This is a genomic window from Bradyrhizobium sp. NAS80.1 (assembly GCF_001908205.1).
In the GTDB taxonomy this organism is placed as follows: Bacteria; Pseudomonadota; Alphaproteobacteria; order Rhizobiales; family Xanthobacteraceae; genus Bradyrhizobium.
Map to the genome: position 1 here is coordinate 98420 of NZ_LGHL01000006.1, position 12875 is coordinate 111294.

Here is a 12875-nt window from a genome sequence, read left to right on the forward strand (position 1 = left end):
TCGTTCGGGTGCACGGCGCCTTACTCGCTGATCGTCGCTGTGTAATAGCTGGCGTAGGCGACGCCGTTGTAGACTTCGCCCTTCAGCTTCGGCGATTGCACGTAGATGCGTTGGACGATCTGCGTGCGCGGTATGAAGTAGCCCTGCTCGAGGATATAGGTCTGCAGCTGGTCGAGCAGCGGGGCGCGGATCTGGGCGGAGCCGGCGCTGGCGATCTTGTCGCGGAGATCGTTGAGCTTCTTGTCGCTGTCGCCGAGGTTGAACCAGTTCTCGCCGTTGTTGGCGTCGGTGAGGATGCTGGCCACAGTGCCGGCGTCGATGAAGCTGCGGGTCACCTCGTAGGCCGGCACGGCCGGACCGCCGAACCTGACCTTCTCGCCGAATGTCACGACGTCGTAGGCACGGATGAAGACTCTCCAGCCGATCTTGCCGAGCTGCTGGGCGATCAACTCGTCAATCGCCTTCGCGGTCGCAAGGTAAGGGTTGGGGTAGAGCGTCAGCGAAAGCTGCTTGCCGTCCTTGGAACGGATCCCCTTGGAATCCTTGGTCCAGCCCGCTTCGTCCAGAAGCTTCTCGGCCTTGCCGGGATTATAGGCCAGGAGATCGCTGTGGTCGGTCGCACCGGGAACGTTGCTCTGGATGAACGACGTCGCGAGCTTCCAGTCGGGTGTGTAGACGGTGTCGATGATCTCCTGCCGGTTGATGGCCGCCTGGAGCGCCTGGCGGACATTCGAATCGTTGTAGGGTTCGAGCTTGGTGTTGATCGCGAGGCCGTTGACGAAGCCGAGATAGCGCGGGGTCGCGGTGATGAAGCCAGCTTCCTTGAGAGACTTCAATTCCTGCGGGGAGGGGCTGTAGGCCACATCGGCTTGGCCGGACTGAACGGCGGCGACCCGCAGCGATGGCTCGCTCACCAGCTTGTAGGTGATCGAGTCGAGGAATGCTGGGCCGGTGTGGCCGACGGCAGCAGGCCCCCAATTGTAGTCCTTGCGCTTCACCAGCTTGACGAAGTCGCCCTCTTTCCAGGAATCGACCACATACGGGCCGCTGCCGGATGTCTTGGAAAGATCGGCCTGCTGCGCGGCGGGCTGCGCGACGGTCTTCGGTGAGATCAGAATCGAGCCGTGGTAGCCCAGCGTCGGGATGAAGCCAAGCGTCGGCGCCTTGAACAAGACCTTCACAGTGGTCGCGTCAACCGCCTCGGCGCGGTCGTAAGTCTTCGGGAACAGGCCAATCGGGTTAATGCCCTCGTTCTTCCGGCCGGCATACCAGATGTCGAGATTGGCGACGACGGCCGCAGCGTCGAGCGGGCTGCCGTCGGAGAAGGTCACGCCCTTCTTGAGGTGGAGCGTGAACTGGGTGGCGTCGTCGTTCTGCTCCCAGCGCTCGGCGATCCAGGGGCTGACCTTGCCGTCAGCATCGACGTAGACGAGCTTGTCGGTGACGTGGCCCCAGATGTGGCCCTGGAAGCTGGAGATGGCGCTGTTGTTCGGGATCCAGGTGCTGCCGAGCGAGTCGATGAGAAAGGTAATGTTGCCGCCGTTTTGCGCACGACCGGCACTTTGAACTGGCGACAGGCCCGCCATGACCGTCAATGCGGCGGCTGCCGCCAGGGAAGTTGCAGCCAGCAGGCGGCGCCGGGAGAGCAATAGCGAGGAGAAGCGAACGGTCATGGATAACCCCTGGTGATTGATGTCGTCTGGCACATCACGGTTGCCGCGGCGATGCTTCGATACGATCGGCGTTTCCGCTTAGGAGAAGCGAAACGAACAGACCTGGCCATTCCAAATTTCGCTTGAGACGAGCAACAAATACCTCGGCGCCGAGGCAATCGGCGCGACAGCCATTTTGTCGTCAGCGCAAATGCGCGCGATCGAGTTCAGCTTGGATGCGATTCTTCCAGTTCGCAAAATCACGTGGAGCATCACCGCATTGAAAAGACATTCTGCAAAATCCCGAGCAAGGTAGAACGCCACTGATGTCGATGCACGAAATATGAATTTTGCTACCATCGAATTGCGCGACGGAGTTTGCGAAGGTGGCACTGTCTCAGGTGAGGCGGAGTAAGTTCGATTTCGGGAACGAGACTACACCAACGGCTTCGCGCAAACACTGAGCGAACCATCGTAGACCGGGTCGGCTGGAGCCTCTTGGCAGGCTGAAGCCTTCGGCCTTCGCACCTTTGACCGACGTCGACCTAGGCGCACGGGGGAAGTGGAGGCGTGTGCACACCTGGTTCTCGTGTGCAAGACGTGTGCACCGAGAATCCGAAATCGCGATTTTCGCTTCCATTTCGAGCCTGGAAAAGCCTAGAAGAGCCGGGTTGGGGAAATGTGGTCGAGCGGAATTTCTCAGTCGGTCCAATAACATAGAGGACTGATCGAGCTGGAAATAGATCAATGATATGAATGACTTGCGCTGGAAATTTTCTACGGCCCCGATGACGGGTTGGAGCGAGAGATAAATTGTTGGCTTTGCAATGCCGATCTACGAGCAGCGTGCGATCATCCGAAAGCACTGGCCGATTCTTATGGCCGGTGTGCTGGCAGGCAGTCTCACTGCCATGGTGACGGCTTGGGTATTCGCGGGGATGCTCGGCCTTGACCACGCTCTGCGACTGAGCCTGTTACCGCGCTCCATAAGCACGCCCTTTGCTATGATCGTTTCCGAGGACATTGGCGGCGCGCCCGATCTCACGGCAGTCTTCGTTGTCCTCACGGGCTTTTTTGGCGCCGCGTTGGGAGATGTGGTGCTCACGACGCTGCCAATCCGTTCGAGCCTCGCACGGGGCGCTCTGCTCGGCATGAGCGCTCACGGTGCCGGCGCGGCCAAGGCTCACGAAATCGGTGGTGAGGAAGGCTCGATTGCCGGTTTGGTCATGGTGCTCGTGGGTCTGTTGAACGTCTTGGCAGCTCCTCTGCTGGCCATTTGTCTGCCACGTTGAAGAGGGCATGACCCGCACGCGCTGGATCCGGACGAAGCGGCCCGGCCCGCATCCGTCCTAACCTTCTACAAGTGTTGCCTCGACCAAATCTTCCGACTGAGAGTTTACGCAGCCTTGATCCAGGTGCGTCCCCGTCACGACGAGGCGGGTTGACCCTCCAAATGTGTGAAGTGGATGTCGAAGGGCTTATTTGTGATGAAGAGAAACGTCACGTCGTCCGTTTCCGTCGCACCATGCGATTGAACCATCCCCTCGGGAAACCAGACGAACGTGCCCGGACCATATTCCCCCGCATGCGTCCGGAGTATTCCATCAAGGACGTATATTCCGTGTGAGCAACTGTGCCAGTGCGAAATGGTCGTGTAACCCGCCGGGTATTTGATCTTCCAGATCGCGACACCTGTCTTGTCATCGACCTTGCAAGTCTTGAGCGGAAGCTTCCCATTGATCTCTGGAACATCCAGGATGTCCCAGCCGATCTTGTTTGTGTCGAGCGCAAAATAACCGGCGGTCATCGTTGGTCTCCTCTTACAAAGTGGATTGAAGTCGCGAGGGGAAGACGTTTCTCCTCGCCATTCGTCGTGCTACGACGAGTTCGTGGCGGTCAGGCGATCAAGATCTTCGAGAGGGTCGCGCTGACGACCGCTCAATACCCTGCGGCCGGTATTCTGTGGGCTGGGACTTACACGGCTTCCTTTGTCATCTGACGTCTGCCGGCATGACGCGTATCGTCGCGTGATGCACTCGATCGCTCTTTGATGTGATCTACGACAAACTCTGCGTCGCGACCGACGCCGATGAAGCGGCCCGAGCCCCAGGTGTACAGCCAAGGCAGCCCAATCACGTAAACCCCGTCGACGGAGGTAATGCCTCGCTTGTGCGTTGGATAACCTGTGCCGTCGAACATCGGCAGGTCGACCCAGGACCAGTCTGACAGAAAGCCTGTCGTCCAAATGATGCTGGTGATGCCGGCCGTCGCAAGATCGAGCTCGGCAGGCGTTGCGGCCGGAGACCATACCGGTTCGTAGTGAGGCGTTTGCGGGGCCTCGATTCCGTTCTTGGCGATGTGGTCATCGATCAGGCGACAGATGCCATTATAGACCCGATCCGCATTGTCGAGGCTGGCCTGAAGATCGTCGCTGAGCTGCAACCTGGTCCCTCGGCCGTCCTTGAGGCGGCCATAGAGCTTCATGCCTTCGAGGGCGAATTTACGAAGGTCAATATCGCGTCCGCCATCGCGTCCGGTGAGGTAGTGGTTGGCGTTCTTGCGAACACCCTCCTTGAGCGAATGCTGGTCTACCGGAAGTTCGTATTGGCCGAGATCATCGAGCCAATCGACAGCGTCCCGGCCGCGATAGAAGCGGGGGCAGCGTGGCGCGCTGCCGACGACAAGATGTACCTTGCGTCCGGCAAGATGCAGGTCTTCCGCGATCTGGCAGCCAGATTGCCCGCTTCCGACCACGAGAATTTCGCCCTGTGGCAGCTGATCCGGATTCCGGTAGGCCGACGAGTGGATCTGCTTGATGGCTGGATCGAGCCGGTCCGCGAACGAGGGTATCTTGGGGGCGTGATAACCGCCCACGGCCAGTACGACGCGATCGGCGGAGATCTCTCCCGCGGTCGTCTGAAGAGTGAAGCCATCGTTAGCCTGCTTGAGACGAGTGACAGCAACACCTTCCCGGACCGGGGCATCGATATGTTTCGCAAAACTCTCGACGTAGCTGACAATCTCGTCGCGCAGCATGAAACCGTGAGGATCGTTGCCGGCGTAGGGAAAGCCGGGAAGCTGGCACTGCCAATTCGGCGTCACCAGGCAGAACGCGTCCCAGCGCTGCGTCTTCCAGGAATGGGCGATGCTGTTCTTTTCCAGTACTACATGCCGGATCCCGTGCGTCTTGAGCTGCGCGCTTATCGCAAGGCCGGCCTGTCCGCCGCCGATCACGACGACTGGAAAGTGAGTGTGAAGGTCAGACATGGGCAGCTCCTGTTATTCCTCAAACGAGATGATGGTGACGGACGCTCCGGGCACGATCTCGAACCGAGCAGCCGTTTCTTCGATCTGCGCGAGCTGGTCGTGCGCGAGCGAGCAGTAAAAGCCGTACTTCTCACGCACCCGCTCCGCTGCGATCCTCAGCGCGGTGCGGCTGCGTTCGCGGAAATCAGCGAGCGAATAGGTCGTGCCGGGGACGAAGTGATCCTTGATGACGAGCGAGGGCGAGTAGCAGACCTCGATGCTCTCATCGGGCCAGCGCACGTGAAACCGCATCTCAGGCATAGTGCACCTCACGTACGTCTTGATATGTCGGAAGGTGCGCTTCCGCGGTAAGCTTCCAGTCGTGGCGCTGGGCAACCTTCAAACCGTTCGCGATCAGGCGCGAGCGAAGAGGTTCGGCGAAAGCACTGAGGATGGCATCGCCGATCGGGCCGGCGTGATCCGGATCGCACCACGCGACATCGTCGGGGCCGAGATATTCGGTGAAAGGTGGGATGTGCGAGACCACCGCCGGCACGCCGCTTGCCATTGCTTCCAGGACCGCAAGGCCGAAACCTTCTCGCAAGGACGGGAACACCATCGCGTCGGCCAGGCGATAAAGCGATGGCATCTCGGCATCCGCGATCGGCCCTGTCTCGACCACCGCATCCGCCGCTAGTCCCGCGTTCCGCAGCCGTGACTTGAACTGTTCTCGGTACGCGCCATGATCGAGCAGCGATGCACCGCCGGCAATCACGAGCTGCGCGGATCGATGAATGGAGTGCACCTGCAGAAACGCGTCGAGAATGCCAAGCGTGTTCTTCCGCCGCTCGACGCCGCCAATCGACAGCAGGATGGGGCCTCCGCGAAGGCCAAGCCGGGTGCGCAGTGTATGGTCGGCACGTTTCGCGACGGGTGAGTAGCGCGCCGTGTCGACGCCGTTGCCGACCAGCGTCGCCGCACGGGACATCTCGGCCCTCAGGCGCTCTTGCCAGAAACGGCTGACGACGAAGAGCCCGTCGGCGCAAAGAATCGAGCGTTGATCGAGCTCGCGCAGCCGCTCCTGGCGGAAGGCATCTAGGTGATGCACGGTACGCACATAGCGTTGGATCAATCCGCGCTGCTTCAGCGTCGCAAGCGCGTTGCCGGAGATACCGTCCTGAGCGTGAAAGACGTCGTAGTGCCGATGTGACGGATCCTCGAAATGCCGGACGTAGTCGGCGATTCGCGTGTCGACCATCGCCGTCACGTCATCTGGAGTAGGCGAAGCATTCACTGACACGGTTTGCGCAGCGCTGGCGCGGAAAAAGCCTCTGCCGGTCCGGTCGGGCGCATGCACGACCGCTTGGTGGCCGAGGCGTGTCAAGGCGTCCGCAAGTTCGAGCGCGTGCACCACGCCACCCCGCGGATTGGTCGAGTGGGTCAGAATGGCGATCCGAAGCCGGTCCGGAATGGTGGTCATGCCACGCTCCGCTGAGCGCTGCGCTGGTCCGGAGCACAGCCGATCAACGGCTGTTGCGAGAAGTCCCAGACCGTTGCGCGGCCGGCGGCAGCGCGAATGGTTACGCTGGTTCCCGTGGTGACCTCGCCGATCGAAGCGGCCGCAATGCCGCGCTGTCCGAAGCGCGCCAGCGTCTCGTCAATGTGATCGGGCTTGACCGACAACAGATAGCCGAAGCTCGGAAAGGTCAGCAGCCAGCGCTCGAGTGGCACGCCGTCCGGAATCGGTATGGCATCGAGGTCGAGCGTGATCGCGACCTTCGAACACTCGGCGAGCATTGCCGCGGTGCCGATGATGCCACCCTGGCTGATATCTTTGGCGGCCAACGCAAGGCCGGACTCGGCGATGGATGGAAGGATCTCGAGATCGCCGCGGAGCCGCTCCGCCGGCGCGTCGGTCGCCGCCTCCCAGTTTGCAAACGGCTCGCGATAGCGGCCGCGCAGATCAATCGCGGCGATGAGCTTGTCGCCAGCCCTGGCATCGAAGCTGGTTAGAAGCCGCCTGGCGCGGCCGAGGATTGCGACGGCAAATTGGCTCTGGCTGCTGCGCACGTTGGTGTGCCCACCGATGACGGGTACACCAAAGGTCTTTGCCGCCGCCTTCAATCCTTCGAGAATCGGCGCGGCATTGTCCGCCCCATTGGACCAGATCGCGTTGACGATGGCGGTCGGCCGCCCTCCCATCGCGGCGACGTCGGAGATGTTGACCATGGCGCCACACCACCCGGCAAACCACGGATCCGCGGCTACGAATTCGTTCATGAAGCCTTCGATGGCGAACAGGGTGTAGCCGTCGCCATCCGGAATCGCCGCACAGTCATCGCCCACCGCGATGGCGTCGTCGCCCGACAGGTCGAGCGCAGCCGCCACTGCCGCAATATCGGCCTTGGCGGCGATGCCTCGGCTCTGGCGAAGCTTTTCGGCGAGACCTGTAAGTGCGACCTCCGACAGCATGATCAGGCCGCCAACTTTGCAAGCGACAGGAAGCCGGTCTCGGGCGTTCGGAACGGCGGGTAGTGATCGAGGTCCGCCTCCATGCGGTGATGCGGCCGGCCGTGGAGCTCGAATTCGCCGAGCGAGCGCCAGTGCATGTGCTGGAACAAGAGAGCGTTCTGGCTCTGCACGTTGGCAAGGAAGCGGCGGCATCCGCGCGCATGGGCGGAGGAGACTGCGAGTCGGATCAGCCCGGCACCGACGGCGCTGAGCCGGCGATAGCTTTTCTCGACGGCAAGCCGGGAGCCCCACCACACATCCGCCTCGTGCTCATCGGCGTGAATGCGCACGGTGCCGACGACATCATCCTCGACCACGCCGAGCAGCGACACGGCGACGAGCGGAATGGCGACGTCGTCGATCGCGTCGCGATCGTCGCCCGCAAACACGTGCTGCTCCTCGCAGAACACCTTGCGCCGCAACGCCGCCGCGGCAGCTCGCTCCCAGGCTTCGGTCGCGAACTTCACCTGAAATTCAGGCGCAATGAACGGTTTAAACGGCTCGAAGATCATGCGCTTGCTCCGCGTTCATAGGTGGAAAGGGCCGAGCAGGCACCGCATTTTCCGCAGCCTGCCTTGATGTCGGTCGCGCGCAGGCCGCCGGTTCGCAACATCTCGGCTAGCGGACGCAGGATCTCATGCATGAACGTCGGGGACGGTGTCGGATGGCTCTCCAGCGGCGTGCCTGCGATCGGCACGAACGGCACGACGAAGGGGTAGACTCCGATATCGATGAGCCGGCGCGAAATCGCGAGGACCTCGGCAGGCTCATCGCCAAGGCCGGCCAGGATGTAGGTCGAGACCTGTCCGCGCCCGAAGACCGGGACGGCTGCCGCAAAAGCGTCCATGTAGTCTTCGATCGAAACCTGAGCCTTGCCCGGCATGATCCTTTTCCGCACGGCCGGACCGATGACCTCCAGGTGCATGCCCAGCGAATCGACGCCGGCATTTTTCATGCGCTGGAACCAGGCGAAATCGTCCGGCGGTTCGCATTGCGCCTGGATAGGCAGATCGACGGCGGCTTTGACAGCTTGCGCACTATCCGCAAGGATGCTCGCGCCGCGATCGGACGTGTGTGGTGTGCCCGTCGTCATCACCATGTGGCGCACACCGTCGAGTTCGACGGCGGCCTTGGCGACTTCGGCAAGTTGTGCCGGCGTCTTGCGCTCGACCGTGCGTCCAGCCGCGAGCGACTGTCCGATGGCGCAGAACTGGCAGGTCTTGGTGCGGCTCTGGTAGCGAATGCAGGTCTGGAGCACCGTCGTGGCGAGCACATCGCGGCCGTGCAGTGTCGCAATCTTCCAATAGGGGATGCCGTTCTCGGTCGTGCGATCGTAGAACTTTGGCCGCAACGGAAATGAAACATCGGCGAGCACCACGCCATCGCGCGAAATGCGGCTGCGGCCCGCGGCGTCAGGCTGCTCGACGAGATACGGACTTTCGAAAGCCGGTGCATTGTGGACCGGGACCATCACGGTTGCGCCGTCGATCGTGAACGGCGTGTGATCCGATGGCCCGGCACCACCGCGGCGGCCGGTCGCCCCGGTCTTGGGATCAGCGAGCCGGACTCCGAAGGACTGCAACTCGTTGATCAGTTGCTCGGTCGGAATCGCCTTGGGTTGCTCGTGTGGTATCTGAGGTCTCATCTGATAGGTCTCCCGGAATGGGCATGAGGCGGTTCGGGTGAGAGCCGTGCATTGGGAGCGCCGGCCGGTCGTTCAGCACGAGCGAAAGAAGTTCCGGCCGGGCATAATGACCGACCGAGTCCATCATCCGTTTGCGCTTGGTGATCAGCGCCAGGTCGAGATCGGCGACGAGGATGCCTTCGCCACTGGTCAGCGGCGGGACGAGGTGATTGCCCTCCGGCGACACGATCGCTGTCATGCAGCCGCCGCGCAGCCCCTTGCGAAGGCCTTCCTCGGGCGAAATCTTTGCGATCTGCTCCTCGGTTAGCCAGCCGGTGGCATTGACCACGAAGCATCCGCTTTCGAGGGCGTGATGACGGATCGTCACCTCGATCTGGTCGGCAAAGACCTGCCCGACCAGGGATCCCGGAAACTGGGCCGCGTGAATTTCTTCATGCTGGGCCATCAGGGCGTAGCGGGCGAGGGGGTTGTAGTGCTCCCAGCAGGCCAGCGCACCAACGCGACCGACCGCGGTCTCCACGACCTTCAAACCCGCGCCATCACCCTGGCCCCAGATCATGCGCTCGTGGAACGTCGGCGTGATCTTGCGGCGCTTCAGGAGAAGCGTCCCGGTCGCATCGAACACGAGTTGGGTGTTGTAGAGCGAGCCGTGATCGCGTTCGTTGACGCCGAGCACGACCACCATGCCGTGACGCTTGGCCGCCTGCGCGACGGCGTCGGTGACGGGACCCGGCACGACGACGGCATTGTCGTAAAGCTGGATGTGCTCGGCACCGCTGAGGACCGGCGGACGGACAAAGGAGAAATAGGGATACCAGGGAACGAACGTCTCTGGAAAAACGGCAAACTGGACGCCTTTGCCGGCCGCTTCTGTGATAGCAGCCAGAATCCGATCGACCGTTCCCGTAGGTGTCTCCAGATCCGGCGCGATCTGAATCGCGCCAGCTCTCACCGTGCGTTTCGCTGTCACTATCTTCCTCCCTCGTCCGTCACTTAGGTCAGACGGTCCAGGTGTGGATCATGAAGGCATCGTCCCTGCGGTGAAGCAGGATCAGGTCGAGCACATCGAGCGGATTGATCGGTCGGATGCCCGGAATGAGCGAGGACTCGCCGTGACCGTAGAGGGCCTGCAGCGCGAACCGGCAGGCGTAGACCTTGCCGCCTTCGTCCATGAACTTTGCGAGGTTGTTGTTGAAGTTCTGCGCACCAGGAAAGGGTTCGTCGCCGATCTTCGGGAAGCCGCGCTGAATGCCGAGCGTGACGCCGGGACCGTAGAGGAGAACCGAAGTCTCGAATCCCTTTCGCTTCAGCCTCAGCGCCTGAAGGATATTCACGAGACCGATGGAGCCTTCGAACGCCACGGTGTGAAAGGTGACGAGCGCTTTCTCGCCGGGTTTTGCTTTGACGTCCTCGAAGACCTTCTCTTCGTAATCGACGAGGAAATCGCCCTTCTGACGCGCGGGTATGTTGACTGCTGGCATTGTGCACCTCCTGCTCTAGTCCGGCCTCCCGGATCGAGATCAGGATTTGCAATCAATGTGCCAAAGAGCGGTTTGCGCGATAAATCATCAAAACATACAATATGCATTCAATGACGCAGTCAATCTTGACTGGAAAGCTGACTGGGTTCTGCAATCGGTTCCCGCGCATCGAAAAATTCTGCCTAGAAAACGCTGTGCAGTGCGCTTGATTGCTGTGCAGCTCGCCAGGTCTGGCTCTCGCAATCAGTGTCCTCCAATCGCAAATGAAATTGCAGGTGCGCGTGCAACAATATACAGTCAATTTTGACGGCACATTGACCGGAGCTTCTCGATGACCGAATGGCGGCCCGACTTGGCGAACAGTGACAAGCCGCGTTATCTCGCAATTGCCGATGCAATCGCTGACGACATCGCTGCGGGAAAGCTGGTCATTGGTGACCGTTTGCCGCCGCAACGCAAGCTTGCCAAGCGGCTCGACATCGATTTCACCACGGTGGCGCGCGGTTATGTCGAGGCGCAAAAGCGCGGACTGATCGAATCGAAAGTCGGCCAGGGAACATTCATTCGTGACAAGCCGCGACCGCGGCGCTCGGCAGCAAGCTTTCCGCCCCGTCCTGTCGACTTGTCGATGAACCTGCCGCCTGAACCGGACGATCCCGAATTGATCGAGCGAATGCAGGCCGGCGCCGACTATGTGCTGCGCGACATCGTATCACTGCTGCGCTACCAGGGCTTCGGCGGCACTCAGGCCGACAAGGATGCCGCATCGAGCTGGTTGGGTCGCCGTGCGTTGGTGCCGGCACAGAGCCGCATCTTCGTCACGCCAGGTGCACATCCGGCGCTGCTCGGTATTCTCTCCATTCTGGCGAAGGGGGGCGAGGTGGTGGTATGCGAGGCCATTACCTACCCGGGGATCAGATCCATCGCCGCCCAGCTCGGCATCACGCTCGTCGGCTTACCCATGGACGATGATGGCATTGAGCCGGAGGCGCTGATCAACGCGTGCAAGAAACTCAAACCCAAAGCCATCTATCTCAATCCGACTTTGCAGAATCCGACGACCTTGACGATTCCGGACTCGCGCAGGCGGGACATCGTCGCAATTGCGCGGCGCTTCAAGGTGCCTATCGTCGAGGACGATGCCTATGGTTTCATTCTCGAGCACGGGCACGGGCACGCGCCTTTCGCCGCGATCGCGCCCGATCTTACCTGGCATGTCGCAGGACTCGCCAAATGCATCGGTGCCGGGTTACGGGCTGCCTATGTCGTTGTGCCAGATACGCGCTCGGCTTGGCCGTTTGCCTCTGCGCTTCGGTCAGCCACCGTGATGGCATCGCCGCTCACTGTAGCGCTCGCCACGCGCTGGATCGAAGACGGCACTGCGGACACAATGTTGCGGTTCATCCGCTCCGAGACCTCGGCTCGACAGCAGCTCGCTGCCGAGATCCTGCCTAAGGGGTCCTACCGTGGAGATCCCCTGAGCTTCAATCTGTGGGTTGGACTGCCCGAACAATGGAATCGATCGGCTTTCGTGGAGCATATGCGTCAGACCGGCATCGGTGTTGTCGCAAGCGACGCGTTTGTGGTGAGCGAGCCGCCACCCGAAGCCGTGAGGATATGTATCTGCGGTCCTTCGAGTCGAACCCAAACTAGAGGCGCACTTGAGTACATGGCTCACGCGCTGGTCGAAACTCCGGCTCTGGCATCCTCGTTTCTCTGATGGCGTGCTTTGAAGTTGGGACGACTACAATTTGCCTGTGAGTACCATCCTCGGCACCGGCGTGACAGGAGGCTCCCACGTCGCTTTGCATTCATGACTGGCCCACTGACGGCAGAGGTTGTTTCTGTCCGAAGGGATCAGCTGAATTCGGCCAGCGATTCCGATGCGGGCGTTCTGCGCTTCAATGTCCCTTTTGGCGGCTTCGGGTCAGCTCGATCTGAAGGTTTGTCCAATTTGATCCGGTCGTTCACTCTCTGTTGAGAGTTGGACCATCCGGGCCGGCGCTAGACCCAGATCCATCTCGTTGGAGCACTCGTGCTCGGCATTGAGCTTCTTGGCGCGCCGCCATCTTTATTGTGGTTGAACGGCAGGCGTATTTGGGCGAATGATGCCAGCGAGCCGCTTCAAGAGGGGAGCAAGCATTGGTGCGCTGGCATGGCCTATTCGATCGTGACGCAGGATTAAGTTGTTGGGATATCGGGACTTCTTCGTTTCCGTGGCGCCCATGATGGATTGGAGCGAAAGTTTAAGTTTTTCAAGTGGTTAGAGGGCGGCGTGTGCACGACGTGTGCACCGGGAGATCAAGAAAAATCTATCGTCAGCAAGCGTGGGCAGTGGCT

The 12875-nt window shown here is 61.0% G+C and carries 11 protein-coding genes and 1 pseudogene; 2 read left to right on the top strand and 10 right to left on the bottom strand.

Translation table 11 applies throughout. The annotated features are described in order from the left end of the window. Positions 1-20: 20 nt before the first annotated feature. Positions 21-1673, bottom strand: coding sequence for an ABC transporter substrate-binding protein (locus AC629_RS01725; protein ID WP_084803034.1), 1653 nt, complete (start codon positions 1671-1673; stop codon positions 21-23). 794 nt (positions 1674-2467) lie between these two features. Between AC629_RS01725 and AC629_RS01735 the strand changes: the two are divergent. Beyond that, positions 2468-2944: pseudogene (locus tag AC629_RS01735) on the top strand (LrgB family protein); the annotation flags it as partial. A 134-nt stretch (positions 2945-3078) separates the two neighbouring features. On the opposite strand, the gene AC629_RS01740 reads toward AC629_RS01735, so the two are convergent. The 9 genes from AC629_RS01740 to AC629_RS01780 form a co-directional block, all read right to left on the bottom strand. After that, positions 3079-3459 carry a cupin domain-containing protein gene (locus AC629_RS01740; protein WP_084803037.1) on the bottom strand — a complete coding sequence of 127 codons (381 nt, stop codon included), beginning with the start codon at positions 3457-3459 and terminating at the stop codon, positions 3079-3081. Between the two features lie 167 nt (positions 3460-3626). Then, positions 3627-4919: an MSMEG_0569 family flavin-dependent oxidoreductase gene (locus tag AC629_RS01745; RefSeq protein WP_084803038.1), complete on the bottom strand. Its 1293-nt coding sequence runs from the start codon at positions 4917-4919 to the stop codon at positions 3627-3629. 12 nt (positions 4920-4931) lie between these two features. After that, complete coding sequence (locus AC629_RS01750) at positions 4932-5219, bottom strand: MSMEG_0570 family nitrogen starvation response protein (RefSeq protein ID WP_084803039.1); 288 nt, start codon at positions 5217-5219, stop codon at positions 4932-4934. Further along, positions 5212-6378 carry an MSMEG_0565 family glycosyltransferase gene (locus AC629_RS01755; RefSeq protein WP_084803040.1) on the bottom strand — a complete coding sequence of 389 codons (1167 nt, stop codon included), beginning with the start codon at positions 6376-6378 and terminating at the stop codon, positions 5212-5214. The genes AC629_RS01750 and AC629_RS01755 overlap by 8 nt, the downstream gene beginning before the upstream one ends. Further along, positions 6375-7370 carry a sll0787 family AIR synthase-like protein gene (locus AC629_RS01760; protein WP_084803041.1) on the bottom strand — a complete coding sequence of 332 codons (996 nt, stop codon included), beginning with the start codon at positions 7368-7370 and terminating at the stop codon, positions 6375-6377. The genes AC629_RS01755 and AC629_RS01760 overlap by 4 nt, the downstream gene beginning before the upstream one ends. A gap of 2 nt (positions 7371-7372) precedes the next feature. Continuing rightward, positions 7373-7921 (bottom strand): MSMEG_0567/Sll0786 family nitrogen starvation N-acetyltransferase, encoded by a 549-nt coding sequence (locus AC629_RS01765; protein ID WP_084803042.1) that lies wholly within the window; start codon positions 7919-7921, stop codon positions 7373-7375. Further along, complete coding sequence (locus AC629_RS01770) at positions 7918-9054, bottom strand: MSMEG_0568 family radical SAM protein (RefSeq protein WP_084803043.1); 1137 nt, start codon at positions 9052-9054, stop codon at positions 7918-7920. The genes AC629_RS01765 and AC629_RS01770 overlap by 4 nt, the downstream gene beginning before the upstream one ends. After that, positions 8963-10024: a Nit6803 family nitrilase gene (locus tag AC629_RS01775; protein WP_143198838.1), complete on the bottom strand. Its 1062-nt coding sequence runs from the start codon at positions 10022-10024 to the stop codon at positions 8963-8965. Before AC629_RS01775 ends, AC629_RS01770 begins: the two co-directional genes overlap by 92 nt. A gap of 28 nt (positions 10025-10052) precedes the next feature. Then, positions 10053-10535: an MSMEG_0572/Sll0783 family nitrogen starvation response protein gene (locus tag AC629_RS01780; protein ID WP_084803045.1), complete on the bottom strand. Its 483-nt coding sequence runs from the start codon at positions 10533-10535 to the stop codon at positions 10053-10055. A gap of 331 nt (positions 10536-10866) precedes the next feature. Here AC629_RS01780 and AC629_RS01785 point away from each other — a divergent pair, with 331 nt between their 5' ends. After that, complete coding sequence (locus AC629_RS01785) at positions 10867-12255, top strand: aminotransferase-like domain-containing protein (RefSeq protein WP_084803046.1); 1389 nt, start codon at positions 10867-10869, stop codon at positions 12253-12255. Positions 12256-12875 lie beyond the last annotated feature (620 nt).

Coding starts and splice junctions, on each gene's coding strand:
- AC629_RS01780 (WP_084803045.1), bottom strand. CDS start 10,535: ATGCCAGCAGTCAACATACCCGCGCGTCAGAAGGGCGATTTCCTCGTC.
- AC629_RS01765 (WP_084803042.1), bottom strand. CDS start 7,921: ATGATCTTCGAGCCGTTTAAACCGTTCATTGCGCCTGAATTTCAGGTG.
- AC629_RS01750 (WP_084803039.1), bottom strand. CDS start 5,219: ATGCCTGAGATGCGGTTTCACGTGCGCTGGCCCGATGAGAGCATCGAG.
- AC629_RS01770 (WP_084803043.1), bottom strand. CDS start 9,054: ATGAGACCTCAGATACCACACGAGCAACCCAAGGCGATTCCGACCGAG.
- AC629_RS01760 (WP_084803041.1), bottom strand. CDS start 7,370: ATGCTGTCGGAGGTCGCACTTACAGGTCTCGCCGAAAAGCTTCGCCAG.
- AC629_RS01785 (WP_084803046.1), top strand. CDS start 10,867: ATGACCGAATGGCGGCCCGACTTGGCGAACAGTGACAAGCCGCGTTAT.
- AC629_RS01725 (WP_084803034.1), bottom strand. CDS start 1,673: ATGACCGTTCGCTTCTCCTCGCTATTGCTCTCCCGGCGCCGCCTGCTG.
- AC629_RS01740 (WP_084803037.1), bottom strand. CDS start 3,459: ATGACCGCCGGTTATTTTGCGCTCGACACAAACAAGATCGGCTGGGAC.
- AC629_RS01745 (WP_084803038.1), bottom strand. CDS start 4,919: ATGTCTGACCTTCACACTCACTTTCCAGTCGTCGTGATCGGCGGCGGA.
- AC629_RS01755 (WP_084803040.1), bottom strand. CDS start 6,378: ATGACCACCATTCCGGACCGGCTTCGGATCGCCATTCTGACCCACTCG.